The organism is Streptomyces sp. HUAS TT7, from assembly GCF_051550175.1.
Classification (GTDB): domain Bacteria; phylum Actinomycetota; class Actinomycetes; order Streptomycetales; family Streptomycetaceae; genus Streptomyces.
Genome location: NZ_CP196175.1, coordinates 2,938,158 through 2,962,040, shown reverse-complemented (window position 1 = coordinate 2,962,040; position 23,883 = coordinate 2,938,158). Strand labels below are relative to the sequence as shown.

Here is a 23,883-nt window from a genome sequence, read left to right as displayed (position 1 = left end):
TTCGCATGTTTCGGGCCCCCGATGAATACCGTCGATCACAAGTGGCGATCGCGGCACTGTTCTGCTGCCTCGGATTCCAGTACGCCACGTGGGTCTCGCGGATCCCCGCGCTGAAGACGAGGCTCGACCTGTCCGAGGCGGAGCTCGGCCTGCTCCTGATGGTCTGCGGGGCGGGCGCGGCGGTCTCGTTCCCGCTGGTGGCGATCCTGACGAAGCGGCTCGGCTCGCGGCGCCTGTCCGTCCTCTCGGCGCTGTGCCTGGGGCTGGTGCTCCTGGCCCTGTCGGTCACGCCGGACTATCCGGTCACGCTGCTGATCGTCTTCTTCGACGGGGTGGCGGTCGGCTGTCTGAACGTCGCGATGAACGCGCAGGCGGCCGCACTTGAGGTCAAGTACCGGCGGACCACGATGGCCAGGATGCACGCGACGTTCAGCGCGGGCTCGCTGTTCGCGGCACTGCTCGCGTCCGGCGTCACATCGCTGTCCTCGGCCCTCCCGGCCCACTTCGGCACGGCGACGGTGCTGGTGGTGGTCGTCGTACTGGCCGCGCGCCCGGGCCTCCTGACGGAGAATCAGAATACGGCGGAACCCTCCGCGCCCTCCGGAAAGCAGGGTCGTCGGGGGCTGACTCTCCCGACCCGGGTGACGATCTGGATGGGCCTGGCGATGGCGTTCGGCACCGTGACGGAGGGCGCCATGAACGACTGGTCGGCGCTCTACCTGAAGGACAGCGCGGGCGCGGCGGCGGAACTGGCGCCGCTGGGCATCGCCGTCGTCTCGGTGATGATGGTCCTGGCCCGCCTCTTCGCCGACGGGTGGCGTACGAAGTGGGGCGACGAGCGCATCGTGCGGGTCGGCAGCGCGCTGGCCGGCGCGGGTCTCGCGGTCGCCCTGCTGGCCGGAGGGGTGGTCCCGGCGCTGCTCGGGTTCGCCTGCGTCGGACTCGGTATCGCGGCGGTGACCCCGTGCGTGTACGTCGCGGCCGCCCGCCAGGGTTCGGACGCGCTGGCCCTGGTGGCCGCGATGGGCACGACGGGCCTCCTCGCCGGCCCGGCGGTGATCGGCTTCATCGCCAACGGCACGAGTCTGGTGTGGGGGATGGGGGCGGTGGCCCTCTCGGCCCTGGTCGTGTCGGTGTGCAGCACCCGGATCCGCTTTCCGGCCCTGGCCGACGCGTAGGCCTCGGCTGCGGGCAGTTCCCCGCGGCCTATCGAATGCGCTCCCGCGGCTGTCCTGCCCGGCTGCGGCCCGTGGTCGGCTGGCCGCGCAGTTCCCCGCGCCCCTTCAGGTCGCTGAGCAACCCAGCACTGGGTGACCCCAACCTCCCAGGGGCGCGGGGAACTGCGCAAACAGGCCCCGCTGGCCCGCACTCAAGAGGAGCCCCCCTCGCGGAGCTAAAGCCCCTGCCACACAGGCTTGTTGGTGAAGGTGTGCCGGAAATACGGCGCAAGCTTCAGCTTGGACGCCGCGGCCTCGTCCACGACGACCGTCGCATGCTGGTGGAGCTGGAGCGCCGACGCCGGAACGACCGCGGCGACCGGCCCCTCCACCGTCTGTGCGACGGCCTCCGCCTTGCCCTCACCGGTGGCGAGCAGCACCAGGTGCCGGGCCTCCAGGATCGTGCCGATGCCCTGGGTGATCACGTGGTGCGGCACCTGGTCGATGTCGTTGTCGAAGAAGCGCGCGTTGTCGACCCGGGTCTGCTCGGTGAGCGTCTTGATCCGGGTGCGCGAGGCGAGCGAGGAGCAGGGCTCGTTGAAGCCGATGTGCCCGTCGGTGCCGATGCCCAGGATCTGGAGGTCCACGCCGCCGGCCGAGGCCAGCGCCAGGTCGTAGGCCTCGCACGCGGCCTGGACGTCCTCGGCGGAACCGTCGGGGCCGATGAAGGAGTCCGCGCCGAGCCCGAGCGGCTCGACGACCTGGCGGATGACGGTGGCGCGGTAGGACTCGGGGTGCCCGGCGGGCAGCCCGACGTACTCGTCGAGCTGGCAGACGCGGGCCCGCGAGACGTCGACGTCACCGGCGGCGACCTTCGCGGTCAGCGCGTCGTAGATCGGGATCGGGGTGGAGCCGGTGGCCACGCCGAGCAGTGCGTCGGGCTTGCGGCGCCACAGGGCGGCGATTGACTCCGCGATGAGCTCGCCGCCTGCCTTGGCGTCCGGGACGATGACAACTTCCACGTGGGCCTGCCGATCTGGAGACGTGAAACTGCAACGGGCGTGGTATAGACCAATCTAGCAGAGCTGTGGCCCGTCGGCTGGCGGTCGCATCTGCCCCCATGGTCGACCGGACGGGTTGCCGGAACGCATACGGAGACGGCCATTGGGAGGCATGGAACATGTCGCGGCCGCATTTCTCTCCGAGCGGGCAGAGCCGGGCCGGACGGTGTCCGGCGAGACGGTCGAGCAGCCGTCCGTCCTGCGGCGCATCCGGGAGGTGACCGTTGCCCGAGGCCAGGACCCGGATGTGCCGAGGGCCCTGGCCGGAGGTGACAGAGGCGGGCTGGGCTGAGCCTTACGCGAGCGAGCCGCCCGTCGCGTCCAGCCACTGGCCCGTGATCCAGCGCGCGTCGTCGGAGGCCAGGAACGCCACCACGTCCGCGATGTCGGACGGCTCGCCGACCCGGCCGAGCGGCGAGCGCGCCGCCGTCGCCGCCCAGGCCTCGTCGCTGGCGCGCAGCCAGCTCGCGTTGATGTCGGTGTCGATGATCCCGGGCGCGACCGAGTTGACCGTGATCCCGCGCGGCCCGAGCACCTTGGACAGGTTCCGCGTGAACACGTCGAGCGCGCCCTTGGTCATGGCGTACGTGAGTGTCTCCGGCATCACGGCCGCGCGCGAGAGCCCGCTGGAGATGTTGACGACGCGCCCGCCGTCCCGCAGCCGGGTCAGACCGAGCTGGGTCACGAAGAACGGCGCCTTGGCGTTGACGGCGAAGAACCGGTCGTACGCCTCCTCCGAGACGTCGCCGAACGGTATGGGGTAGCCGATGCCCGCGTTGTTCACCAGGATGTCGAGCCCGTCGGCCTGAAGGTCGAAGGCCTCCCACAGGGCGGCCGCGTCCCCTGGAACCCCCAGTTCCTGGCCGACGGTGAATGCCGAGCCGCCCGCCGCCTCGATGGCCGCGACTGTCTCCTTGGCCGCCGTCTCGTTCGCGGCGTAGTGCACGGCGACCCGCGCCCCGTCCCGGCCGAGCCGCTCGGCGATGCCCCGCCCGATGCCCCTGCTGCCGCCCGTGACCAGCGCCGTCTTTCCGTCGAGCGCGCCCATGGCTGCGCCCCCTTCCACCCCGGATATTTATGTAGCGGTCGCTACGGAAAGAACGTAACACATTCTCTAGTGACCGCTACAGAACTGCCTGTAGACTCGGTGTCATGGCGACGAAACAGCGCGGCCGTCCCCGCTCCTTCGACCGGGACAAGGCTCTTGAGCAGGCCGTGATGGAGTTCTGGCGCCGCGGCTACGAGGTCACATCCGTCGCCGATCTGACCCGGGTCATGGGCATCGGCGCGCCCAGCCTCTATGCCGCCTTCGGTGACAAGCGGGCCCTCTTCGAGGAGGTCCTGCGCACCTATGGCACGACGTACGGCGCCTTCGCGACGCGGGCGCTCGCCGAGGAGCCGACCGCGCGCGCGGCCGTCACCCGGTTGCTGCACGAGGCCGCGTCCGAGTTCAGCGACCCGGCGCACCCCTACGGCTGCCTGGTGATCAGCGCCGCGGCCAACTGCACCAGCGAGTGCGTCAGCACCACGCTGCGCGATCGGCGCAACGCCGGCCTCGCCGCCATCGAGAGCCGGATCGCCGCGGACGTCGCGGCCGGCCACCTCCCCAAGAGCACCGACGCCGGCACGCTCGCCCGCCTCAGTGGCGCCGTCTTCCAGGGCATGTCCCAGCAGGCCCGCGACGGCGCCACCCGCGCCGAGCTCGAAGCTGTCGCCGAGGCGGCCATGCTGGCCTGGCCCCCGGACGGCGGCTAAGGGTTGCGGTCGCCGTGCCGACGCGGAAGATTGTGCCGTGCACATGGATGGACATGGCAGAATGGTCTAGTCCACAATGAACACACCGAGACTTCCGCCCACCCCGCACAGGCGGGCGGAACCGAGGCCCCGGCGCTCTCTGCCCTGACCGCGCCGTGACCTCCCTTGAAGGCCGATGGGGACCGCACTCCCGTCGGCCGGCAACCGGGCTGCGGTGCCCGGACGGGCTGAGGGTCCCGTCCAGGCGCCGCGGCCCGCAGTCATTTCTTGTCACTGCCCGCGGGTACGCTCGACAACGTGCCCTCCATGAACGACCTCGTACGCCAGCACACCGCTCTGAGTGAGTCCGACCTCGAGTGGCTCCACCTGCTGGTCTCGGAGTGGCAGCTGCTCTCCGACCTGTCCTTCGCCGACCTGGTGCTCTGGGTCCCCACCCTGGACGGCACGCGCTATGTGTCGGTCGCGCAGATGCGGCCCAACACCGGCCCCACCTCCTACCAGGACGACATGGTCGGCCACCTGGTCCCGCGCGGCCGGCGCCCGCTGCTCGACGCCGCGCTCGACGAGGGCCGCATCGTGCGCGAGGGCGACCCGGAGTGGCGCGAGGAGGTCCCGGTCCGCGTCGAGTCCATTCCCGTACGCCGCGAAGGCCGCGTCCTGGGCGTGATCGCCCGGAATACGAACCTGCTCACTGTGCGTACACCCTCGCGGCTCGAACTCACCTACCTCCAGTCCGCGTCCGACCTCGCCCAGATGATCGCCGCCGGGTCCTTCCCCTTCCCCGGCCAGCAGGTCGACATGGACGCGTCGCCGCGTGCGGGCGACGGCCTGATCAGGCTCGACGCGGACGGCATCGTCCAGTACGCCTCGCCCAACGCGCTCTCCGCCTACCACCGGCTCGGGCTCGCCTCCGACCTCGTCGGCCAGCACCTGGGCCAGCTGACCGCCGACCTCGCGCCGCCGCGCGGCCCGGTGGACGAGTCCCTGGCCAAGCTCGCCAGCGGGTACGCGCCGAGGGAGGCCGAGGTCGAGGGCAACGACGGGGTGATCCAGCTGCGTGCCATCCCGCTCAAGCCGAAGGGCACGCGCATCGGCTCGCTCGTTCTGCTGCGCGATGTGACCGAACTGCGCCGCCGCGAGCGGGAGTTGATCACCAAGGACGCCACCATCCGGGAGATCCACCACCGGGTGAAGAACAACCTCCAGACGGTCGCGGCGCTGCTCAGGCTCCAGGCCCGCCGGATGGACTCCGACCAGGGCCGCGAGGCGCTCAACGAGGCGGTCCGGCGCGTCGGTTCGATCGCGATCGTGCACGAGACGCTGTCCCAGAACCTGGACGAGCGCGTCGAGTTCGACGAGATCGCCGACCGGGTGCTCGCCATGGTCGCCGAGATCTCGCCCGGCAAGGTCAACTGCCGCCGCACCGGCCGCTTCGGGATCCTCGACGCCGAGGTCGCCACCCCGCTGTCCATGGTCCTGACCGAGGTGCTGCAGAACGCCTTGGAGCACGCGTTCGCGCCGGGGGAGCAGGGTTCGGTGGAGGTCGCGGCGCTGCGCGGCGGCACCCGCGAGGAGGCCCGGCTGCTGATCACGGTGCGGGACGACGGCCGGGGCCTGCCCGAGGGCTTCGACCCGCAGCGCACCGGAAACCTGGGCCTGCAGATCGTACGGACCCTGGTGGAGGGCGAGTTGGGCGGCAGCTTCGACATGGTGCCGGCGCCCGAGCGCGGCACGAAGGTCGTGCTCGACATTCCGGTGGGCCCCGAGAAGTAGGCGCCTGTCCCGCAAGAGCAGCGAGCCCCGAACCATGAGACACGGTTCGGGGCTCGAATGCTGTGGGTTACTGCTGCGCGCTGCGGCTCGGGGGGCGGTGAGTGCGTACGCTCTGTACGCGCCGCGCGGGGCTAAGGCAGGAAGTGGGGGCTCAGGCGGTCGCGTTGCGCGCCCGGTTGCGAGCGGCACGGCGCTTCATCGCGCGGCGCTCGTCCTCGCTGAGGCCACCCCAGACGCCGGAGTCCTGGCCGGACTCGAGCGCCCACTGCAGGCACTGCTCCATGACGGGGCAGCGGCGGCAGACGGCCTTGGCTTCCTCGATCTGCAGCAGCGCAGGACCGGTGTTGCCGATGGGGAAGAACAGCTCGGGGTCTTCCTCACGACAAACGGCGTTGTGACGCCAGTCCATGGCTGCTACCTCTCTTGGTGTTACGTGCAGGGGGGTGCTTGTGAATGTGAACGCTTTCACGAATCCCTCAACAAGGGAAGGGCCATCTTCCAGTTGGACTGGTGGTGGTCCTGGTTTGAGGAGGGGTTCTGGCTTTCAGTGGAGGCCGGTGTTGCGGGCCGTCCCGATCGCCATGTAGAGATTCGCAAACCTCGGCGGCGGATACAACCCCTTCAGAAAAGTTTTTTTGGATTCCTCGGTGTCGACTGGGTCACAGTCGTACTTCCATGGGGTGGATGCCAGCCTAAACGTTCGAGTGAAAGGACTTTGGGCCCTTCCACTCACACAATCACACGCAGTGCATGGCGTACGCCTGTGAACGCGACGCTGGTACGCAGGCCCAGGTGGTCACCGTCCATCTGGAAGGGGAGCGGGGCCTTGGAATGCAAGGTGAAGTCCGTCAGGTCGTGCAGTGATACGGCGTGCTTGCCGTGCGGACCCCGGTCGGGGGTCGAAGTGAGCAGCTGGGTCGCGTAGCGGGTCGCCGAGGGCGCGGTCATCTTGGTGAGCGCGAGTACGTCCAGGCCCGCCTCGAAGGAGGCCTCGGGGGACGAGTACAGCGGACGATTGCCCAGGTAGGTGTAGGGGGAGGTGTTGCAGACTATGGACAGGACGAGGTCCTCGACGGGCTCGGCGCCGGGCTGCTCCAGCGTGATCTGGCCATGTCTGCGATGGGGTTCGCCGAAGAACTGGCGCGCCACCTGGCGCAAATAGAGCGCATGCGTCGAGCGCTTTCCGCGCTCCCGCTGCTGTTCGACCCGGCCGACCACACCCGCGTCGAATCCGAACCCGGCACAGAAAGTGAACCAGCGCCCGGGAACGCCTTCGTCCACGCTGCCCGGCACTCCGGAGGCGAGACCCAGGCTCACGGTGCGGTGCCGGTTCTCGCGCAGCGCGTCGAGAATGACACCGGTCGACTCCACAGCGTCATTGGGCAGGCCAAGGGCTCGCGCGAACACATTCGTCGAGCCGCCGGGAACCACCGCGAATTCGGGGAGCTCGGGGTTCGGCCCGTTGTGCAGCAGACCGTTCACGACCTCGTTGACCGTGCCGTCGCCGCCGAGCGCCACCACGAGGTCGATGTCGTTGCTCTCGGCCGCCCGCCGCCCGAGGTCCCTGGCATGGCCGCGGTACTCGGTGGTCACGGCTTCCAGCTTCATCTCGCTGGCGAGGGCATGAATGAGGACGTCACGCGTGCGCGCACTGGTGGTGGTAGCCGCCGGATTGACCACGAGAAGTGCACGCATGGGCGCCAGACTACCTACCGGGTGGTATCGGAGCGTACTCGGCCCGGACCGCCCGGGCCCGGGCCGGGCCCCGGCCGCGGGCTACCCTGGCCGGGTGAGTACTGAGCAGACCCCCGAAGCCCCCGCCGAACCGCGCCCGGGTCGGCTGACCGCCGCGGCGGCGCTGTCCGCGCTGGAAGGCCTCGCCCTGGTCGCCGGTGGCCTCTACATGCTCGTGATGGGCCTGACCGGCAAGCCCGACCGGCCCACCCAGGCCGAGACGGGCGGCCTGACCCTGGTCGTCCTCGGCCTGATCCCGCTGATCGCCGCCCGCGGCCTGCTGCGCCGCCGCAGCTGGAGCCGGGGCCCCGCGATGATCACCCAGATCATGGCGCTGCCGGTCGCCTGGATGTTCCTGAATTCCGACGGTGCCCCGTGGATCCCGGCGGGCATCGCCCTCGCCGCGGTGGCCGTCACCGGCCTCGTACTCCTGGTGAACCCCGCCACGACCAAGGCGCTCGGGATTCGCGGGCCGATGCGGGACGCGTGACCGAAAGGGGCCCGGAGGCTGCGCCCCCGGACCCCGGCTACTCCTCGACGAGCAGTTTCTCGCGGAGCTGGGCCAGCGTGCGGGCCAGCAGGCGCGAGACGTGCATCTGCGAGATGCCGACCTCCTGCGCGATCTGCGACTGGGTCATGTTGCCGAAGAAACGCAGCAGCAGAATCCGCTTCTCCCGCGGCGGGAGGTCCTCCAGGAGCGGCTTGAGCGACTCGCGGTACTCGACGCCTTCGAGCGCCTCGTCCTCCGCACCCAGGGTGTCCGCCACCGCGGGCGACTCGTCGTCCGTGTCCGGAACATCCAGGGACAGCGTGGAATAGGCGTTCGCCGACTCCAGGCCCTCCAGGACCTCCTCCTCCGAAATGCCGAGCCGCTCGGCCAGTTCGTGCACCGTCGGCGAGCGGCCGTGCTGCTGCGACAGCTCCGCCGTGGCCGTGGTGAGCGCGAGGCGCAGCTCCTGGAGCCGGCGCGGCACCCGCACCGCCCAGCCCTTGTCGCGGAAGTGCCGCTTGATCTCGCCGACGACGGTGGGCGTCGCGTACGTCGAGAACTCCACGCCCCGCTCGGGGTCGAAGCGGTCCACCGATTTGATCAGACCGATCGTGGCGACCTGGGTCAGGTCGTCGAGGGGCTCGCCACGATTGCGGAAGCGCCGCGCCAGGTGCTCGACCAGCGGCAGGTGCATCCGTACCAGCTGATTGCGCAGCTCGGACTTCTCCGGGGATCCGTCGGGCAGCTTGCGCAGCTCGATGAACATCGCCCGCGCCCCGCTGCGATCGTGTGGATCGTGCTGCCTGTGCTCGATGTGCTCGCTCATAAGGGCCGCCCGCTCTGCCTGCTCCGCCGCGTACAAAACGCCATCTGGGCCATCCACAGGGCTGTCCACCGGGTGCGGCCGGGCCTGCTGCTCCGGGATGCCCGCGGAGCGCACCGCTCCGGGGATGCGCTTGTCGTCCCGCACCGGACCCTCCCCGCTCACGCCGGTCCGGGTCCCGCGCCGCGCTGTTTGTACAGGCTGATGGAGACCGTACGGTCCTCGGCCACCGAGGAGTCGACCTTGCCGGCCAGGGCGGAGAGCACCGTCCACGCGAAGGTGTCGCGCTCCGGGGCCCGGCCGTCGGTGGTCGGCGCCGAGACGGTGACCTCCAGCGAGTCGTCGACGAGGCGGAACACGCAGCTCAGTACGGAACCTGGAACGGCCTGCTGGAGCAGGATCGCGCAAGCCTCGTCGACGGCGATGCGCAGGTCCTCGATCTCGTCGAGGGTGAAGTCCAAACGTGCCGCGAGTCCGGCCGTGGCCGTACGCAGCACCGACAGGTAGGCACCCGCAGCCGGCAGCCGGACTTCCACGAAGTCCTGATTCCCGGGCTCGCCTGCGATCTGGGACACCCTCACCTCCAAGGTGGCACAAGCTCTATCGAGGCCCGGGGAGAGGGGAGGTCCCGGGGCCGTGGGTACGGGGTCCGTACCTGGACTGGCGACGCTATCGCGATCCATGGTGCCCTGTCGCCGGAAGCTCTCCCGGCGGCTGTCACTCATGGTAAGCCTATGAGTACGGACAGTGGCTAGAGGTTTGCAGTGCCCAATTGCTGTGAACCGAGACCGGGTTGACGTACCCAGGCGCCAAGGGCTTCGAACCTTTCCTCACGCCCTGGACGAAGCGTGCGGGGTGCCACTCTCACACCAGCAGGCCGTCCACGAAACACCAGCGCCAGCTCTCGCCGGGCTCGAAGGTCCGCATCACCGCGTGCCCGGTCTCCTTGAAGTGGCCCGTCGCGTGCTGGTGCGGCGACGAGTCGCAGCACCCCACATGCCCGCAGACCAGACACAGGCGCAGTTGTACGGGGTGGGTGCCGTCCTTCAGACACTCCGGGCAGGTGTCGCTCAGCGGGGCCGGCTCGGGGCGCGGCAGTTCTGCAACGTGCGGGCACTCGCTCATGATGGCCAGGTTACGACGGAGAGCGCGGCGCGGGTGAGTGGGGACGGACGGTTCTGATGGATGCATTGCCGCTGGTGGCGCTGATCGCGGCGAGCGCGGCGGTCGCGGGGGCCGCCCGCAGGACGCCGGTGCCCGCGCCGCTGCTCCTGGTGGCGGTGGGGCTGATCGGGGCGTACGTGCCGGGTGTTCCGGACTACACGCTCGACCCGCACGTCGTGCTGCCTCTGGTGCTGCCGCCGCTGCTGCACACGGCAGCCCTGGAGAGCTCGTACCTCGATCTGCACGCCAACCTCCGGCCGGTGGCGCTGCTTTCGGTCGGCTACACGCTGTTCGCGACGGTGGTGGTCGGCTATCTCGCGTATCTGCTCGTGCCCGACCTCCCGCTGACCGCGGCGCTGGTGCTCGGCGCGGTGATCGCGCCGCCGGACGCGGTCGCGGCCACCGCGATCGCGCGCAGACTGCGGCTGCCGAACCGGATCACCACGATCCTCCAGGGCGAGTCCCTGGTGAACGATGCGACCGCGATCACCGCGTACAAGGTGGCGCTCGCGGCGGCCGTAGGGGCCGGGGCGACCTGGGGCGGCGGGCTCAAGGAGTTCGCGCTCGCCTCGATCGGCGGGATCGGGGTGGGGCTCGTCCTGATGCTGCCGATCCACTGGCTGCGCCGCCATCTCCACGAGGCGCTGCTCCAGAACACGTTGTCGCTGCTCATCCCGTTCGTGGCGTACGCGGCAGCGGAGCAGGTGGGCGCGTCGGGCGTACTGGCAGTAGTGGTGGTGGCCCTCTATCTCGGCCACCACTCCTGGCAGGTGGACTTCGCGACGCGGCTCCAGGAGGAGGCGGTCTGGAAGATGGTCGCCTTCGTCCTCGAATCGGCGGTGTTCGCGCTGATCGGACTGCAAATGCCGGTGGTTCTCAAGGGGCTTGGGGAGTACGGGGTCGGCGAGGCGGTCTGGTACGCGGTGGGGGTGTTCGTCCTGGTGGTGGCGGCCCGCTTCGTCTGGGTCTTCCCGGCCACGTTCCTGCCGCGCAGGCTGTCCGAGAAGATCCGGCGGCGCGAGCCGGAGGTCGACTGGACGGCGCCGGTGATCGTGGGGTGGGCGGGGATGCGGGGTGTGGTCTCGCTGGCCATCGCGTTCTCGATCCCGCTGACGATGGCGGACGGGCGAGCCTTCCCGGCCCGCAACTTGGTGCTCTTCCTTACCTTCACGACGGTGATCGGCACGCTGGTGGTTCAGGGGCTCACGCTGCCGCCGCTGATCCGGCTGCTCAAGCTCCCCGGGCGGGACGCGCAGGCCGAGACGCTGGCCGAGGCGCAGGCCCAGAGCGAGGCGTCCCGGGCGGCCGAGGCCCGCCTCGACGAGCTCCTCACCGATTCGCGCAACGCGTTGCCGCCGCCGCTGGCCGACCGGTTGCGGACGGTGCTCGAACGGCGGCGGAATGCGGTGTGGGAGCGGCTCGGGGCGGTGAACGAGGTGACGGGGGAGTCGGCGGACGACACGTACCGGCGGCTGTCCCGGGCGATGATCGACGCGGAGCGGCAGGTCTTTGTGTCCCTGCGGGATGATCGCCGTATCGACGACGAGATGATGCGGACGTTGCTGCGGAGGCTGGACCTGGAGGAGGCGGCGGCGTACCGCGAGGGGGAGGGGTAGGGCTGGGTGGTGCTGGGGCTCCGTCCCAGACCCCGTTGAGCCCCCACCCCGCCCCTTCCCGAGACCCGCCGGGGGTGTGGATGGCCTGAGCTCGACTCCTGGGGCTCCGCCCCAGACCCCGTTCGCGCCTTAAGGGCGCTCGTCCTCAAACGCCGGACGGGCTGAAGATGCCGGTGCCGGCCAGCATCAACCCTGCTAGGGGCGCGGGGAACTGCGCGCCCAGCCATGCACGGTCCGCAGCCGAATGCCGACCACCCCCGGAGGGTCTAGGGAAGGGGCGGGGTAGGGGATTCAAGGGTGGCCGGTGATCACCGCCGCCACCCTCGCCCCCCGCTCGAACGCCCCCTCCTCCGCCAGCCTCAGCAGCGCGTACAGCAGCTTCGCCACATACACCCGCTCCACCCCCACCCCATGCCGTCCCTCGAAGTCCCGCGCGAAGGCGTCCAGTTCGGAAGGGACGCGGGCGTAACCCCCGAAGTGGAAGCGGTCGTCCAGGGTCCAGTCCCCCCGCACCTCGCCGAACGCCGTCCGTTGGAGGGCGCGTATCTCCGACTCCAGGAAGCCGCCCTTCAGGACCGGCACGCCGAGTGCCCGCTGGCCGGGGGCGAGGCCCGCCGCCAGGCCCGCCAGCGTGCCGCCCGTGCCGCAGGCCACGCCCACCACGTCCGCCACCCCGCGCAGCTCCTGGCCGAGCGCCGTACAGCCCCGCACCGCAAGGGAGTTGCTGCCTCCCTCCGGCACGACGTACGCATCGGAGCAGAGCGACTCAAGCAGGCCCGCGAGTACGTCCGGCGAGGACTTGCGGCGGTACGTCGAGCGATCCACGAAGTGCAGCCGCATGCCGTCCGCCGCGCACTGCGCGAGGGACGGGTTGAGCGGGCGGTCCGCCAGTTCGTCGCCCCGTACGACGCCGATCGTCGGGAAGCCGAGCAGGCGGCCGGCGGCGGCCGTCGCGCGGAGGTGGTTGGAGTAGGCGCCGCCGAAGGTGAGGACGGGGCGGCCGGCGGCGGCCCGCAGATTCAGCACCAGCTTGCGCCATTTGTTGCCGACCAGATCCGGGTGGATCAGATCGTCCCGCTTGAGGAACAGGCGTACGCCGTGACGCGCGAAGCGCTCGTCCGCCGCTTCCTCCAGGGGCGAGGGAAGGCGGGGGGCGAGCGCTTCGGGGGTCATGCCCCCATTGTCACGTGGTCACGTCGGGCGGCACTCCACGCGCCGCCCACCGTGTCACTTCAGCCGCTCCCCCACCCGCTCCCGCAGCCAGTCCATCGTGAAGCCGCGCGGGTCCACCTTGCCGACCTGCCACTCCTTGTGGCCGATGACCGACCGCTCGGTCCAGCCGTAGTGGCGGCACACGGCCGCGGCCGCCTTCTCGATGGCGTCGAGCTGGGCCTCGGGCCACGGGTCCTCGCCGTCTCCCAGGTTTTCGCATTCGAAGCCGTAGAAGTGCGTGTTCCCGTCGGTGTCGTTCTTCACCGGCGGCGGCAGCCGTTTCTCGGCGATGACGGCGCGCAGCACGTCGCCGTCGCCCGCGCCCGCGTGGTTGGCGCGGCCGTTGCCGACGAGGTGCACCGTGCCGTCCTTGGTGATCACGCCATGGCAGAGCGGACCCGGCAGGGCGTCGTAGCCGTCGTAACAGATGCGGACTGTCGCGTCGGCGCCGCTGGTCGCGGTGTGGTGGACGACGACGCCGTTGACCGGGCCCCAGCCGCCGTGGCCGGCCCGGTTGTGGGTGCGCCACCCGTCGACCTCGACGACGGTGAGGCCCTCGGCACGCAGCGCGGCGAGGAACTGGTCTGCGGACATGGGAGGAGCCATGGCCGCCTCCTTCCAGAGCGGTACGGACATGTCTCGTATCGCTTGTACTGCAACTCGCCCCATAGGAGATGTATTTGACTGCTGTGGGGTGAACTGTTCGGGTTGGTGAGCGAGCCGATCCGGACACCCCCGCCGACGAAAGCCGTCAGTCCTGGGCCAGCCACAGGTCCGGGCCGAACACCTCGTAGTGGATGTCGGCCGCGGCCACCCCCTTGGCCAGCAGCTGGGTGCGGACCGCGCGCATGAACGGGAGCGGGCCGCACAGGTAGGCGCGGGTGCCCGACGGGATCGGCAGCGCCGCCAGGTCGACCAGGCCCGTGCGGTCGGCCGGGTGGCCCGGCTCCGGGGTCTCGTACCAGAAGTGGGTCGCCGCGTCCGGGAGTTTGGCGGTGAGCGCCGCATGGTCGTCGCGCAGCGGGTGCTCGGCGGGGGAGCGGTCGGCGTGCACCACGGTCACCGGTGCGCGGTGCCCGGTCGCCGCGAGCTGCTCCAGCATGGACAGCATCGGCGTACAGCCGATGCCCGCGGAGGCGAGCAGCAGGGGGGCATCGGCGGTATCGGGACCCGCGTCCAGGACGAGATCGCCGTACGGGGCCGAGACGCGCAGCCGGTCTCCCTCGCGGACGTGGGCGTGCAGGTGGCCGGAAACCTCGCCGTCCGGGTCGCCCTTGACGCGCTTGACGGTGATCGAGCGGAGCTCGCTGCCGGGCGCCGAGCTCAGGCTGTACTGGCGTATCTGGCGGGCGCCGTCGGCGAGTTCGGCCTGGACGGAGACGTACTGGCCGGCTCTGAAGGCGGGGGCGGGCGCGCCGTCGGCGGGGCGCAGCCGGAAGGTGGCGCAGTCGGCGGTCTCCTCGATGCGGCCGGCCACCGTCCACTCCCGCCACACGTCCCCGGCGCGCACGCCCTGCTCCTCGTAGAGGCGGCCCTCGATGGCGATCAGCGCGTTCGCCATCAGCCAGTACACCTCGTCCCAGGCCTCGGCGACCTCCGGAGTGACGGCCTCGCCGAGCACCTCGGCCATCGCGGCGAAGAGGTGCCGGTGGACGACCTTGTACTGGTCCGCGGTCACGCCGAGGGAGGCGTGCTTGTTCGCGACCCGGTTCAGCATTACGTCCGGGCGGTCCTCGGGGTGGTCCACGAGGTGCGTCGCGAACGCGGCGATGGAGCCGGCGAGCGCCTGCTTCTGGAGGCCGGCGGCCTGGTTGCCCCGGTTGAACAGGTCCCGCAGCAGCTCGGGGTGGGCGGCGAAGAGCCGCTCGTAGAAGCGCTCGGTGATGGTGCCGATGGCCGCCCCGACGGCGGGCAGGGTGGCGCGTACGGTCGCGGTCGACTTCTCGGACAGCATCGACTGGCTCCTTGAATTGGTATTCTGGATTCGTATTTAAGGCTGTGCGGAAAAACCGGGGAGCGGCTCCGGAGAGTGGCTGACGGAGTGTCAGCGGCCGGTCAGGCCAATCAGTAGTGGGCCGGTCGGTGAGGCCACCAGGTCGTCCACCGTGACCTCGTCGAGGGAGTCGTAGAACGCCTCCTGTGCGCGGTGCAGCGCCCGGCGTAGACGGCAGGCCGCGGCGAGCGGGCACGGTGTCGCCCCCTCGCACTCCACGACGTCGCCCGGCCCTTCGAGTTCGCGCACCAGGCCGCCCACGGAGGCGAGACGGCCCGCCGGGGTGAGCGCGAGCCCGCCGCCCCGGCCGCGCCGCGCCTCGACGAGGCCGAGGTGCTGGAGGCGGGCGACGACCTTCGCGGTGTGCGTGTACGGGATGTGCATCGCGTCCGCCACCTCCCGCGTGGTGGGCGGGTCCTGGTCGTCCGCGCTCCCGATGACTGCGAGCCGCATCAGCACCCGCAGCGCCAGGTCGGTGAATCTCGTCAGCCGCATGGGAGCACCGTAGATAACTTGCATCTCATGTGCAAATTAAAGCTTGGCCAATGTGTCGGTTATCGGCCGGTGTATTCGGGGTGCGTGAAGTGGGGAGCGTGCGGGGTGTGTTCGAGCGCTTCGTGGCGGCTGCCCGGGCCGCTGTTGTTCTAATCCCACTCATTTGAGTAATGGCGCGGGGACTCTCCGTGCTGGAAGTGTTCTCAGCGCAGTCCAGCTTCAAGATCGTAAGAGCTCAGAAGGAGTCACATGTCGGTCGAGGCAGGTCCCGAGAACCGCGCCCAGCAGAGTCTCGGCACAGCCGCCGCGCGGAACTTGGCGACCACCACCAAGTCCGCGCCGCAGATGCAGGAGATCACCTCCCGTTGGCTGTTGCGGATGCTGCCATGGGTCCAGGTGCAAGGTGGTACATACCGGGTCAACCGACGGCTCAGCTACTCGGTGGGGGACGGGCGGATCACCTTCGTCCAGACCGGCGAGCGGGTCGCCGTCATCCCCGCCGAACTGGGCGAGCTGCCCGCGCTGCGGGACTACGAGGACGAGGCCGCCCTCACCGAGCTGGCCAACCGCTGCGAGCAGCGCGAATTCGCGGCGGGCGAGGTCATCGCCACCGCGGGCGACGTCACCGACCGGGTGTTCCTGCTCGCGCACGGCCGGGTCGAGAAGATCGGCACCGGCCACTACGGCGACGAGACGGAGCTCGGCTTCCTCGCGGACGGGGCGCACTTCGGCGAGCAGGCGCTGGTCTCCGGCGACGCCGTCTGGGAGTGCACCTTCCGTGCCACCACCGGGTGCACCGTCCTGATCCTGACCCGGGCCGACGTGCTCAACCTCGCGGAGCGCTCCGAGTCGCTGCACGCACACCTCGCGACGGCCTCGGCGGTGCCCGACCAGCGCACCAACAACTACGGCGAAGCGGCGATCGACCTCTCCGCGGGCCACGTCGGCGAAGCGGTCATTCCGCACACCTATGTCGACTACGAGGGCTCGCCCCGCGAGTACGAACTCTCCGTCGCCCAGACCGTGCTGAAGGTCCACAGCCGCGTCGCCGACCTCTACAACCAGCCGATGAACCAGACCGAGCAGCAGTTGCGGCTCACGGTCGAGGCGCTGCGCGAGCGCCAGGAGCACGAGCTCGTCAACAACCGCGAGTTCGGCCTCCTGACCAACTGCGACTACGGCCAGCGCCTCCAGCCGCACGACGGGGTGCCCAGCCCCGACGACATGGACGAGCTGCTCTCCCGGCGCCGCGGCTCCAAGCTGTTCCTCGCCCACCCGCGCGCGATCGCCGCCTTCGGGCGCGAGTGCAACAAGCGCGGCCTGGTGCCCGAGTCCGTGGAGGTGGGCGGCCACCACGTGCCCGCCTGGCGCGGCGTGCCGATCTTCCCGTGCAACAAGATCCCGGTGAGCGAGGCCCGTACGACCTCGATCATCTGCATGCGTACCGGCGAGGCCGAGCAGGGCGTCATCGGGCTCCAGCAGGCCGGCATCCCGGACGAGATCGAGCCGAGCCTGTCGGTCCGCTTCATGGGCATCGACGAGCAGGCGATCATCTCGTACCTCGTCACCGCGTACTACTCGGCCGCGATCCTGGTGCCCGACGCGCTCGGCGTCCTGGAGAACGTCGAGGTCAGCCGCTGGCGGTGAGCTTCCGGTCCGGGCGCGCCCTGCTGGATGCGCCCGGTGCCGCCGTCAACTCCCAGAAAGGTCACCCTAGTTGGCAATGCCGGAAGCCGTGGAGGGCCGCGAGGCGGTCGAGCTGCTGGAGCGGACCCGTACCGTCGTGGACCCCCGACTGCGCTCCACCGTCGAGTCGTTGCCCGGCTCCATGCGGCGGGTCGCCATGTACCACTTCGGCTGGGAGCACGCGGACGGCACCCCGGCCGGCGGACAGGCGGGCAAGGCGATCCGCCCCGCCCTCGTCCTCGCCGCCGCCACGGCGCTCGGCGGCCACCCCGAAGCGGCGGTACAGGCGGCCGCCGCCGTCGAACTCGTCCACAACTTCACGCTGCTCCACGACGACGTCATCGACGAGGACGCGACCCGGCGCCACCGCCCCACCGCCTGGACCGTCTTCGGCACCCCGGACGCCATCGTCGTCGGCGACGCGCTGCTCGCCCTCGCCCTGCGCCTGATCGCCGACGACGGCCACCCCGCGTCCGCCGCCGCCTCCGCCCGGCTCGCCGCCTGCGTCATCGAACTGTGCGCGGGCCAGCAGGCCGACTGCGCCTTCGAGCGCCGGGGCCCGCAGGACGTCTCGCTCGACGAGTGCCTCGCCATGGCGATGGCCAAGACCGGGGCGCTGCTCGGTTGCGCCTGCGCACTCGGCGCGCTGTACGCGGGCGCGGGCGAGGAGGAGGTCGCCGCCATGGACGCGTTCGGCCGCGAGGCCGGGCTCGCCTTCCAGCTCATCGACGACCTGATCGGCATCTGGGGCGACCCCGGGCGCACCGGGAAGCCCGTCGGCGCCGACCTCGCCGCGCACAAGAAGTCGCTGCCCGTCGTCGCGGCGCTCGGCTCGGGCACTCCGGCGGCGGCCGACCTCGCCGACCTGTACCGGGCCCCGATGGGAGCCGCCGCGGTCCGCCGGGCCGCCGAGGCGGTCGACCTGGCCGGCGGCCGCGACTGGGCCCAGATCCATGCCGCCGACCGCATGGCCCGCGCGGTCGACCACCTCTCGCGCGCCGTCCCCGACCCCACCGCGGCCGGCGAACTCCTCGCCCTGGCCGAGTTCGTGACCCGCCGCACCCACTGACCGGGCAGGCGTCCGGGCATCCCGGTAGTCCGCAGGGCTGGTCCGCCGGGCATCCCGGCAGTACGGAATGGCCCAGTCAATCAGGGGGCAAGTGGCCCCTGTGCTGGGCCATTTCTCTTGATTTGATGTGGTCATGCCCTTCCGCTTCCTGCCGCCCGCCGGCCCCGCCCGCGGTCTCGCCGCCGCCCAGCTCGTCAACTCCCTGGGCGACGGCGCCTTCCTGGTCACCTCGGCGCTGTACTTCAGCCGCATAGTCGGCCTCCCGCCCACCCGCATAGGCCTCGGCCTCACCCTCGCCTGGGCGGTCGGCGCGCTCGCCGGGGTGCCGCTCGGCCGGCTCGCCGACCGGCGCGGCCCGCGCGGCGTCGCCGTCCTGCTCGCCGCCGCCACGGGGGCCTCGGTCGCGGCCTTCCTGTTCGTCCGCGGCTTCCTCCCCTTCGTCCTGGCCGCCTGCTGCTACGCGACCGCCCAGACCGGGCTCTCCGCCGCACGCCAGGCGCTCCTCGCCGCGCTCGTCGACCGCCGGGACCGCACCCATGTCCTCGCGCACCTCCAGTCCACGCTGAACGCCGGGCTCGCCGTCGGAGCCGCGATCGGCGGGGTCGCCCTGCACTACGGCACCCGCACCGCCTACCTCGCCGTGTTCGCCCTGGACGCGGCCGCCTTCCTGCTCTGCGCACTCGTCCTGCTCCGGCTGCCCCAGGTACCGGCCAAGGCCGTCGCGCCCGGAGCGGGCCCGCGGTTCGCCGTGCTGCGCGACCGCCCCTACGCCGTGATCACCCTCCTCAACACCCTGCTCCTGCTACGGATGCCGCTGATCAGCCTCGCCGTCCCGCTGTGGACCGTCACGCGCACCGACGCCCCGGGGTGGCTGGTGTCCGCGCTGCTCGTGCTCAACACCGGCGCGGTGATGCTCTTCCAGGTCCGTACCGCCTCAGCCGTCCGCGATCTGCCCAGCGCCCGGCGGACCGTGGCGCGCGGCGGGGTGCTGATGCTCGCCTCCTGCGCGGTGTTCGCGCTCAGCGCCGCCGGGGCGTCCGCCTGGGCCGCCGCGGCCGTGCTGCTGGTCGCGGGCGGGCTCCAGGTGGCGGGCGAGATGATGCAGTCGGCGGGCGCCTGGCAGATCGGCTTCGATCTCGCACCGGCCGACCAGCAGGGCGAGTACCAGGGCTTCTTCGGGATGGGCGTGCCGCTGGCCAGGATGCTCGGCCCGCTGCTGCTCACCGCGCTCGTCGTCGACTGGGGCGTGCCCGGCTGGCTGCTGCTCGGCGCCCTCTTCCTCGGTGCCGGCCTCGCGCTCGGGCCCGCGGTCCGGTGGGCCGAGCGGGCCAACTCTAGGATGGCGGTGGTTGGTTGAGGCGGCCGGACGGGGTGGGAGCGGTGCACATGGGCGTACGGATCAGGCGGGCGGAGCAGAGCGACCGAGCGGCGGCGGTACGCATCCTCGACGCGGCGTTCATGGACGACCCGGTGAGCAGCTGGGTGCTGCCCGACGAGGCGCGGCGGCGTGAGGTGCACCACCGCCTGATGGAGGCCTTCTGCCAGCTCTCCTTCGCCGAGGGCCAGGTGGACAGGTGCACCACCGCCTGATGGAGGCGCGACGACGGGCCCGCGCAGCTGCGGGCCTTCGTCGACCCCGGCAACGAGCGGGTCGAGCAGATCGCGCACCTCATGGCGGGCATCCATCCGCACGGCCGCGCCCACGCCTACCTCTGGATGGTCGGGGTGGTCCCGGACCGGCAGGGCGAGGGCCTGGGTGCCGCGCTGATCGGTTCCGTACTGGAGCGGTGCGACCGGGAGGGCCTGCCCGCCTATCTGGAGGCGAGCAGCGAGCGCAGTCCCCGCCTGTACCGGCGCCTCGGCTTCGCCCCGCTCGGCGAGCCGGTGCGGCTGCCGGACGGGCCGCTCGTCCACCCGATGTGGCGCGAGCCCAAGGCCTGAGGTCCGGCGGGCTCAGTCCGGGACGATGCGGGAGACGATGAGGTCGACGAGCCGGGAGGTCTCCTTGTCGGCCGACTCCCGCTCGTGGACGCCCTGTTCGGGATCGTCGCCGAACACTCCCGGCAGCGTGAAGACCTCGACGAGCAGCCCATTGATCGCGAAGTGGAGCAGCCGGACGGTGTCGGGGTCGCCGGGCAGCCCCGAGTCCACGTGGAACCGGATGTTCGCCTCCAGGTCCGCGCGGATCGCCCGGGTCAGCTCCGTCCGCAGCGCGGGCCGCCGGGTGGCTTCGAGGCGCAGCTCCAGCATGGCGAGGTACCCGGTGCGCTCTGCGGTCATCCGCCGCACCACCCAGTGCATCAGGGAGGCGATCAGTGCGCGCGACGGCCCGGTCCGCATCACCTCGGCGACCTCGTCCGGGTCCGGCGCCATGCGTACGTGGATGTGCCGGCCGGCCTGGGTGAACAGGTCGTCCCTGCTGGCGAAGTAGTTGGACGAGGTGCCGGCAGGCACGCCCGCCTCCGCGTCCACGGCGCGAAAGGTCAGCCCGCGCGCTCCTTCCCGCGCGAGCACTTCGATCGCCGCGTCGACCAGCGCGGTTCTGCGTTCGGGGTTTCTGGCCACGCGGGAACTCCTCCTGATGGATCTGCTTCATGGCCCGTAACGAAAAACGGGGTTGCACAACCACTACACCTGAAGCACTATAGCTGTCGTGGTCGGCAGGGAAGGGCCACGCACCCGAGACTCAAGAGGTCGGTTTGCGCAAGCTCTCGTACTTCATCGGCATGTCCCTCGACGGCTTCATCGCGGGGCCCGATGACGAGATCCAGTTCTTGATGGACCAGCTGTCCCCGGCGTACCTCGACTACCTGAAGACGGAGTGGCCAGAGACGCTGGCGACCGCCGGCCGACGGCACTTCGGCTGTGACGACGCCGAGAACACCCACTACGACACGGTCCTGATGGGCCGGGCCACCTACGAGCCGGGCCTCAAGGAGGGCATGCCCGACCCGTACGCCCACCTCAAGACGTACGTCTTCTCGCGCAGCCTCGCCGAATCCCCGCACCCCGCGGTCGAGTTGGTGGCGGGCGACCCGGTCGCCAAGGTGCGCGAGCTCAAGCGGCAGGACGGCCTCGGCATCTGGCTGTGCGGCGGCGGCAACCTCGCCGGTCAGCTGGCGGACGAGATCGACGAGCTGGTGATCAAGGCCTACCCGGTGCTCGCGGGCGACGGAATCCGGGTCGTGTCGGGTGAATTCGGCCCCCGCCCCTTCGAGTTGACCGGCTCCCGAACCTTCGACAATGGTGCGGTCGTCTCGAAATACGCAAGGAAGCGGTAACGCTCATTTCGGTCACCCCCTGTGACGAACAGCAGGGTGCGCCGCTAATCTCCGCCCATGACACCACAGTCATGGGCGGGTTGGTACCGGGACCGCCTAGGATCCGAAGCGCTGACGATCACCACTGACGGGACGCAACTGCGGACCCGGATCAGGGGGGTCGATTTCGCCGGAGCGAGCTTCGACTCGCTCGGCCCGGTACCGGGGATACCGACAGAGAGCGGCACTTTCGCGCTCGACGGCGGGAACCTTCGTGACTTCGTACTGGAATGGGACATGCCCGTGCCCGTCGCCTCGGACGACGGCGCCGTCCAGCAGGCCACCCTCAGCTGCCTGCTCTCCCTGAAACCGCCGGAGCCCGACCTCGGGGTCGCCCTGCACTTCGGGGGAGCGGTGTACGCCAGCGGGCGCGCCGAGCTCGACTTCGGCTCCGTCCTCGACGACATCCGGCGCCAACTCCCGTCCGGCTCAAGCCTCCAGCCGTCCCCGCTGGACGCGATCTGATCCCCTTCCTCTGCTGTTCCTCCCGCGGCCGCTGCGCATCGGGGAGTCCTCGGGACTCCGTGGTGCGGGGCGGCCGCCTTGTTCCTCCCGTCTCCCGCTCCCTGCGGACTCCCTGGGCGTCAACCTCCATACGGTGCCGAGGGGTTACCGGCGCCTGAGGGAGGACGGCCTGATCGAACTCCGCCGGGGCCGGGGCGGAAGGGGCTGGCGTGAGGGGCTCCTCAATACGTCTGGAGCTCGACCAGATTCCCGTCCGGGTCGAGGATGTGCGCAGCACGCAACCCGGGCCCCCACTCGGGCATGTCGCGGGCCGGGGCCGCGACCACGCCCCCCGCCTCCGCGCAGAGCGAAACCGCGGAGTCGAGGGCTTCGCGCGATGCCACGTGGACGACCAGCGACCCACCCCCGCGAGGCACGGCGTCCTCGCCGAGCGCGGAGACCATCGCGGACCGGGTGAACAGGGCGAGCGCGGTCCGTCCGTCGACGGCATCCCAACTCGCATAGCCGGAGGACGCGTTGCCCCGGGCGAGCGTGCAGCCGGTGAGGCCGGGCAGCACAGCATCGTAGAAGCGGAACGAGGGTTCGTAACGGTCGACAAGGAGCCGTGGGTACGGAGGTTCCAGGGGGTCCATGACCTCGAACCTAACCCGGAAGATGACCTTCCGCGGTGTGCCAGTAGTCACGCGTCTCGACCGCGAGCCCGTCCGCCCCGAAGCGGACGAACACGCAGCCCGCGAGGGTGACGGGCGCCTCGCCCTCGTAGGCAAGGACCCGGAACTCGGCGACCGCGAGCCCGTCCTGGCCGGTCACGGGTTCAGTGAACCGGACCTCCTGGACGCGTTCCCCCTCGAACGACCAGCGCAGGTAGTCGGCGAGCTCCTGGCGTCCCCGGTGCGGAGGGCGGAACGGCATGGAGGTGTGGACGATGTCGTCGGCGTACAGCTCCAGGATGGCGTCGACGTCGTGCCGGGCCCAGCCGGCTTCCCAGGTGGTCACGAATCGCCGCGCGGCGGCTGCGAGATCGAGGCTGCCCATGCCGTCGAGTATCCCTTGGCGGCTCAGCCCCGGAGGGCGTGCTGCTCGGCGATCAGCAGGGCGCAGGCCATGGACTCGGCCCCCGCCGAGTCGACCTCGATGTCGTACCGCACCCCGAGGTGTACGGAGTCGGCCTGGCCGCGGGCCATGCCGGGGACGCGGTCGCCGCGGGCGGTCTCGCGCCCGGCCGCGGTGTCGGGGTCGCAGCGCACCGCGACCCAGAGCACGTCGAGCCCGTCGAGGGCGTGGAGCCAGCGCTTCTGCCCGTCGGCGCCGTCGAGGAACACCTCGTCGAGAATGACCCGGGCCCCGGCCCGCACCATGGCGGCGACCCCGTGCCGCCAGGCGTCCGAGAGCCGCCGGTACTCGGGCCCCACGGTCACCGTGCCGTCGGCCCCGATGCCGAGCCCGCCCTCGCCGTCGCGGAGCGAGGCGGGCATCGCCGCGTCGACCGAGTCGACCCCGAACGTCAGCCAGGCCCCGGGCAGCACGGCCTGCAGACACCGGGCGATCCCAGACTTCCCGGAACTGGACCCGCCGTTGAGCACGATCACCTGACAGCGGGGCACGCCTGTTTGATCCATCACGGGTGTCAACGTAGGCGGCCGCCCCCTCCCGGCCAACCGAATTCCGCCCAGCCTGCGCGGATGCAGCGAATCCTGGTGGCCGGGGTGACGGGAGCCGGCAAGTCCACGCTGGCGCGCGGTGGGTACGCGCCTGGAGATCCCGTACCACGAAATGGACGTGCTGTATTTCTCGGGACCGAACTGGACGGAAAACTCGCCCCGCTGCGCACCCTGCGATTCACCGACCCGCGCGCAGCCGCCGGTTGGCTGCGCACGCTGGCCGGCACGTGACGCGTCGGCGTCCGCGGGCTGCGCGGGGCGGGTGCGCGAAATCCGCGTGCGCCCGGGCAGGCGCACCCCGTACGATGTTGATCAAGGCGGGGTCGTAGCACAGAGGTAGTGCGCCTACACAGCATGGAGGAGGACGCCGGTTCGAATCCGGCCGCCCCGCCCCTCTTCGTACGCTCCG

At 71.0% G+C, this 23,883-nt stretch carries 27 protein-coding genes, 1 tRNA gene and 2 pseudogenes; 15 read left to right on the top strand and 15 right to left on the bottom strand.

All coding sequences use genetic code 11. The annotated features are described in order from the left end of the window. Positions 1 to 5 precede the first annotated feature (5 nt). Complete coding sequence (locus tag ACSHXC_RS13120; protein WP_438291750.1) at positions 6 to 1,178, top strand: MFS transporter; 1,173 nt, start codon at positions 6 to 8, stop codon at positions 1,176 to 1,178. A 215-nt stretch (positions 1,179 to 1,393) separates the two neighbouring features. Here the strand turns inward: ACSHXC_RS13120 and nagB are convergent, their stop codons facing one another. Continuing rightward, positions 1,394 to 2,179, bottom strand: coding sequence for a glucosamine-6-phosphate deaminase (gene nagB, locus ACSHXC_RS13115; RefSeq protein WP_399483952.1), 786 nt, complete (start codon positions 2,177 to 2,179; stop codon positions 1,394 to 1,396). A 151-nt stretch (positions 2,180 to 2,330) separates the two neighbouring features. Between nagB and ACSHXC_RS13110 the strand changes: the two genes are divergently transcribed. Continuing rightward, positions 2,331 to 2,510, top strand: a complete 180-nt coding sequence (locus ACSHXC_RS13110) for a hypothetical protein (protein WP_438291749.1) — start codon at positions 2,331 to 2,333, stop codon at positions 2,508 to 2,510. 3 nt (positions 2,511 to 2,513) lie between these two features. Here the strand turns inward: ACSHXC_RS13110 and ACSHXC_RS13105 are convergent, their stop codons facing one another. After that, positions 2,514 to 3,266, bottom strand: a complete 753-nt coding sequence (locus ACSHXC_RS13105) for an SDR family oxidoreductase (RefSeq protein ID WP_438291748.1) — start codon at positions 3,264 to 3,266, stop codon at positions 2,514 to 2,516. A gap of 104 nt (positions 3,267 to 3,370) precedes the next feature. On the opposite strand from ACSHXC_RS13105, the gene ACSHXC_RS13100 reads away from it, so the two are divergent. Further along, the gene (locus tag ACSHXC_RS13100) at positions 3,371 to 3,973 is read left to right on the top strand and encodes a TetR/AcrR family transcriptional regulator (protein WP_438291747.1); all 603 of its coding nucleotides are present in this window, start codon (positions 3,371 to 3,373) and stop codon (positions 3,971 to 3,973) included. 306 nt (positions 3,974 to 4,279) lie between these two features. Then, complete coding sequence (locus tag ACSHXC_RS13095; protein ID WP_438296555.1) at positions 4,280 to 5,746, top strand: sensor histidine kinase; 1,467 nt, start codon at positions 4,280 to 4,282, stop codon at positions 5,744 to 5,746. Between the two features lie 151 nt (positions 5,747 to 5,897). On the opposite strand, the gene ACSHXC_RS13090 is transcribed toward ACSHXC_RS13095, so the two are convergent. Then, positions 5,898 to 6,155: a WhiB family transcriptional regulator gene (locus tag ACSHXC_RS13090; protein WP_004937597.1), complete on the bottom strand. Its 258-nt coding sequence runs from the start codon at positions 6,153 to 6,155 to the stop codon at positions 5,898 to 5,900. 320 nt (positions 6,156 to 6,475) lie between these two features. Beyond that, positions 6,476 to 7,441 (bottom strand): diacylglycerol/lipid kinase family protein, encoded by a 966-nt coding sequence (locus tag ACSHXC_RS13085; RefSeq protein ID WP_438291745.1) that lies wholly within the window; start codon positions 7,439 to 7,441, stop codon positions 6,476 to 6,478. A gap of 94 nt (positions 7,442 to 7,535) precedes the next feature. On the opposite strand from ACSHXC_RS13085, the gene ACSHXC_RS13080 reads away from it, so the two are divergent. Then, on the top strand, positions 7,536 to 7,970 hold the full coding sequence (locus tag ACSHXC_RS13080; protein ID WP_053729849.1) for a hypothetical protein: 435 nt from the start codon (positions 7,536 to 7,538) through the stop codon (positions 7,968 to 7,970). A 37-nt stretch (positions 7,971 to 8,007) separates the two neighbouring features. Here the strand turns inward: ACSHXC_RS13080 and ACSHXC_RS13075 are convergent, their stop codons facing one another. The 3 genes from ACSHXC_RS13075 to ACSHXC_RS13065 all read right to left on the bottom strand — a co-directional run bounded on the left by ACSHXC_RS13075 (position 8,008) and on the right by ACSHXC_RS13065 (position 9,918). Further along, a complete protein-coding gene (locus tag ACSHXC_RS13075; RefSeq protein ID WP_438291744.1) occupies positions 8,008 to 8,940 on the bottom strand; it encodes an RNA polymerase sigma factor SigF in 933 nt (310 codons plus the stop codon). A gap of 14 nt (positions 8,941 to 8,954) precedes the next feature. Next, a complete protein-coding gene (locus ACSHXC_RS13070) occupies positions 8,955 to 9,368 on the bottom strand; it encodes an anti-sigma regulatory factor (protein WP_053729847.1) in 414 nt (137 codons plus the stop codon). A gap of 289 nt (positions 9,369 to 9,657) precedes the next feature. After that, a complete protein-coding gene (locus ACSHXC_RS13065) occupies positions 9,658 to 9,918 on the bottom strand; it encodes a UBP-type zinc finger domain-containing protein (protein WP_053729846.1) in 261 nt (86 codons plus the stop codon). 56 nt (positions 9,919 to 9,974) lie between these two features. Here ACSHXC_RS13065 and ACSHXC_RS13060 point away from each other — a divergent pair, with 56 nt between their 5' ends. Then, on the top strand, positions 9,975 to 11,573 hold the full coding sequence (locus ACSHXC_RS13060) for a Na+/H+ antiporter (protein WP_438291743.1): 1,599 nt from the start codon (positions 9,975 to 9,977) through the stop codon (positions 11,571 to 11,573). 291 nt (positions 11,574 to 11,864) lie between these two features. Here ACSHXC_RS13060 and ACSHXC_RS13055 read toward each other — a convergent pair whose 3' ends face one another. The 4 genes from ACSHXC_RS13055 to ACSHXC_RS13040 form a co-directional block, all read right to left on the bottom strand. After that, positions 11,865 to 12,746, bottom strand: coding sequence for a 1-aminocyclopropane-1-carboxylate deaminase/D-cysteine desulfhydrase (locus tag ACSHXC_RS13055; RefSeq protein WP_438291742.1), 882 nt, complete (start codon positions 12,744 to 12,746; stop codon positions 11,865 to 11,867). Between the two features lie 54 nt (positions 12,747 to 12,800). Further along, positions 12,801 to 13,391, bottom strand: a complete 591-nt coding sequence (locus ACSHXC_RS13050) for an N-acetylmuramoyl-L-alanine amidase (protein WP_438291741.1) — start codon at positions 13,389 to 13,391, stop codon at positions 12,801 to 12,803. 145 nt (positions 13,392 to 13,536) lie between these two features. Continuing rightward, the gene (locus ACSHXC_RS13045) at positions 13,537 to 14,739 is read right to left on the bottom strand and encodes a globin domain-containing protein (RefSeq protein ID WP_438291740.1); all 1,203 of its coding nucleotides are present in this window, start codon (positions 14,737 to 14,739) and stop codon (positions 13,537 to 13,539) included. Positions 14,740 to 14,829: 90 nt separating this feature from the next. Continuing rightward, complete coding sequence (locus tag ACSHXC_RS13040) at positions 14,830 to 15,273, bottom strand: RrF2 family transcriptional regulator (RefSeq protein ID WP_438291739.1); 444 nt, start codon at positions 15,271 to 15,273, stop codon at positions 14,830 to 14,832. Between the two features lie 249 nt (positions 15,274 to 15,522). Between ACSHXC_RS13040 and ACSHXC_RS13035 the strand changes: the two genes are divergently transcribed. From ACSHXC_RS13035 to ACSHXC_RS13020, 4 genes and pseudogenes are all read left to right on the top strand, one after another. After that, positions 15,523 to 16,920 (top strand): family 2B encapsulin nanocompartment shell protein, encoded by a 1,398-nt coding sequence (locus ACSHXC_RS13035; RefSeq protein ID WP_438291738.1) that lies wholly within the window; start codon positions 15,523 to 15,525, stop codon positions 16,918 to 16,920. Positions 16,921 to 16,996: 76 nt separating this feature from the next. Next, a complete protein-coding gene (locus ACSHXC_RS13030) occupies positions 16,997 to 18,028 on the top strand; it encodes a family 2 encapsulin nanocompartment cargo protein polyprenyl transferase (RefSeq protein ID WP_438291737.1) in 1,032 nt (343 codons plus the stop codon). A 133-nt stretch (positions 18,029 to 18,161) separates the two neighbouring features. Next, complete coding sequence (locus ACSHXC_RS13025; protein WP_438291736.1) at positions 18,162 to 19,385, top strand: MFS transporter; 1,224 nt, start codon at positions 18,162 to 18,164, stop codon at positions 19,383 to 19,385. A gap of 29 nt (positions 19,386 to 19,414) precedes the next feature. Beyond that, positions 19,415 to 19,969 (top strand): annotated as a pseudogene (locus ACSHXC_RS13020) (GNAT family N-acetyltransferase). Positions 19,970 to 19,981: 12 nt separating this feature from the next. Here ACSHXC_RS13020 and ACSHXC_RS13015 read toward each other — a convergent pair. Continuing rightward, a complete protein-coding gene (locus ACSHXC_RS13015) occupies positions 19,982 to 20,593 on the bottom strand; it encodes a TetR/AcrR family transcriptional regulator (RefSeq protein ID WP_438291735.1) in 612 nt (203 codons plus the stop codon). 134 nt (positions 20,594 to 20,727) lie between these two features. On the opposite strand from ACSHXC_RS13015, the gene ACSHXC_RS13010 reads away from it, so the two are divergent. The 3 genes and pseudogenes from ACSHXC_RS13010 to ACSHXC_RS13000 form a co-directional block, all read left to right on the top strand. Continuing rightward, positions 20,728 to 21,309: a dihydrofolate reductase family protein gene (locus ACSHXC_RS13010; RefSeq protein ID WP_438291734.1), complete on the top strand. Its 582-nt coding sequence runs from the start codon at positions 20,728 to 20,730 to the stop codon at positions 21,307 to 21,309. Positions 21,310 to 21,366: 57 nt separating this feature from the next. Then, positions 21,367 to 21,813, top strand: coding sequence for a DUF6304 family protein (locus tag ACSHXC_RS13005; RefSeq protein ID WP_438291733.1), 447 nt, complete (start codon positions 21,367 to 21,369; stop codon positions 21,811 to 21,813). Between the two features lie 10 nt (positions 21,814 to 21,823). Continuing rightward, positions 21,824 to 22,009: pseudogene (locus ACSHXC_RS13000) on the top strand (GntR family transcriptional regulator); the annotation flags it as partial. A 25-nt stretch (positions 22,010 to 22,034) separates the two neighbouring features. On the opposite strand, the gene ACSHXC_RS12995 reads toward ACSHXC_RS13000, so the two are convergent. From ACSHXC_RS12995 to cpt, 3 genes are read right to left on the bottom strand one after another with little or no spacing between them, the layout of a single operon-like run. Next, complete coding sequence (locus ACSHXC_RS12995) at positions 22,035 to 22,445, bottom strand: VOC family protein (RefSeq protein ID WP_438291732.1); 411 nt, start codon at positions 22,443 to 22,445, stop codon at positions 22,035 to 22,037. Positions 22,446 to 22,455: 10 nt separating this feature from the next. Beyond that, positions 22,456 to 22,848 carry a nuclear transport factor 2 family protein gene (locus ACSHXC_RS12990; RefSeq protein ID WP_438291731.1) on the bottom strand — a complete coding sequence of 131 codons (393 nt, stop codon included), beginning with the start codon at positions 22,846 to 22,848 and terminating at the stop codon, positions 22,456 to 22,458. A 23-nt stretch (positions 22,849 to 22,871) separates the two neighbouring features. Next, a complete protein-coding gene (cpt, locus tag ACSHXC_RS12985; protein ID WP_438296553.1) occupies positions 22,872 to 23,432 on the bottom strand; it encodes a chloramphenicol phosphotransferase CPT in 561 nt (186 codons plus the stop codon). Between the two features lie 63 nt (positions 23,433 to 23,495). Between cpt and ACSHXC_RS12980 the strand changes: the two genes are divergently transcribed. Both ACSHXC_RS12980 and ACSHXC_RS12975 read left to right on the top strand, forming a co-directional pair. Next, the gene (locus ACSHXC_RS12980) at positions 23,496 to 23,705 is read left to right on the top strand and encodes a hypothetical protein (RefSeq protein WP_438291729.1); all 210 of its coding nucleotides are present in this window, start codon (positions 23,496 to 23,498) and stop codon (positions 23,703 to 23,705) included. 86 nt (positions 23,706 to 23,791) lie between these two features. Further along, a tRNA-Ala gene (locus ACSHXC_RS12975) sits at positions 23,792 to 23,866 on the top strand. The last annotated feature ends 17 nt before the right edge of the window (positions 23,867 to 23,883 follow it).

Coding starts and splice junctions, on each gene's coding strand:
- ACSHXC_RS12990 (WP_438291731.1), bottom strand. CDS start 22,848: ATGGGCAGCCTCGATCTCGCAGCCGCCGCGCGGCGATTCGTGACCACC.
- ACSHXC_RS13095 (WP_438296555.1), top strand. CDS start 4,280: ATGAACGACCTCGTACGCCAGCACACCGCTCTGAGTGAGTCCGACCTC.
- ACSHXC_RS13060 (WP_438291743.1), top strand. CDS start 9,975: ATGGATGCATTGCCGCTGGTGGCGCTGATCGCGGCGAGCGCGGCGGTC.
- ACSHXC_RS13025 (WP_438291736.1), top strand. CDS start 18,162: ATGCCCTTCCGCTTCCTGCCGCCCGCCGGCCCCGCCCGCGGTCTCGCC.
- ACSHXC_RS13035 (WP_438291738.1), top strand. CDS start 15,523: ATGTCGGTCGAGGCAGGTCCCGAGAACCGCGCCCAGCAGAGTCTCGGC.
- ACSHXC_RS13055 (WP_438291742.1), bottom strand. CDS start 12,746: ATGACCCCCGAAGCGCTCGCCCCCCGCCTTCCCTCGCCCCTGGAGGAA.
- ACSHXC_RS12995 (WP_438291732.1), bottom strand. CDS start 22,445: ATGGACCCCCTGGAACCTCCGTACCCACGGCTCCTTGTCGACCGTTAC.
- ACSHXC_RS13085 (WP_438291745.1), bottom strand. CDS start 7,441: ATGCGTGCACTTCTCGTGGTCAATCCGGCGGCTACCACCACCAGTGCG.
- cpt (WP_438296553.1), bottom strand. CDS start 23,432: ATGGATCAAACAGGCGTGCCCCGCTGTCAGGTGATCGTGCTCAACGGC.
- ACSHXC_RS13045 (WP_438291740.1), bottom strand. CDS start 14,739: ATGCTGTCCGAGAAGTCGACCGCGACCGTACGCGCCACCCTGCCCGCC.
- ACSHXC_RS12980 (WP_438291729.1), top strand. CDS start 23,496: ATGCAGCGAATCCTGGTGGCCGGGGTGACGGGAGCCGGCAAGTCCACG.
- ACSHXC_RS13065 (WP_053729846.1), bottom strand. CDS start 9,918: ATGAGCGAGTGCCCGCACGTTGCAGAACTGCCGCGCCCCGAGCCGGCC.
- ACSHXC_RS13040 (WP_438291739.1), bottom strand. CDS start 15,273: ATGCGGCTGACGAGATTCACCGACCTGGCGCTGCGGGTGCTGATGCGG.
- ACSHXC_RS13105 (WP_438291748.1), bottom strand. CDS start 3,266: ATGGGCGCGCTCGACGGAAAGACGGCGCTGGTCACGGGCGGCAGCAGG.
- ACSHXC_RS13005 (WP_438291733.1), top strand. CDS start 21,367: ATGACACCACAGTCATGGGCGGGTTGGTACCGGGACCGCCTAGGATCC.
- ACSHXC_RS13050 (WP_438291741.1), bottom strand. CDS start 13,391: ATGGCTCCTCCCATGTCCGCAGACCAGTTCCTCGCCGCGCTGCGTGCC.
- ACSHXC_RS13110 (WP_438291749.1), top strand. CDS start 2,331: ATGGAACATGTCGCGGCCGCATTTCTCTCCGAGCGGGCAGAGCCGGGC.
- ACSHXC_RS13100 (WP_438291747.1), top strand. CDS start 3,371: ATGGCGACGAAACAGCGCGGCCGTCCCCGCTCCTTCGACCGGGACAAG.
- ACSHXC_RS13030 (WP_438291737.1), top strand. CDS start 16,997: ATGCCGGAAGCCGTGGAGGGCCGCGAGGCGGTCGAGCTGCTGGAGCGG.
- ACSHXC_RS13090 (WP_004937597.1), bottom strand. CDS start 6,155: ATGGACTGGCGTCACAACGCCGTTTGTCGTGAGGAAGACCCCGAGCTG.
- ACSHXC_RS13120 (WP_438291750.1), top strand. CDS start 6: ATGTTTCGGGCCCCCGATGAATACCGTCGATCACAAGTGGCGATCGCG.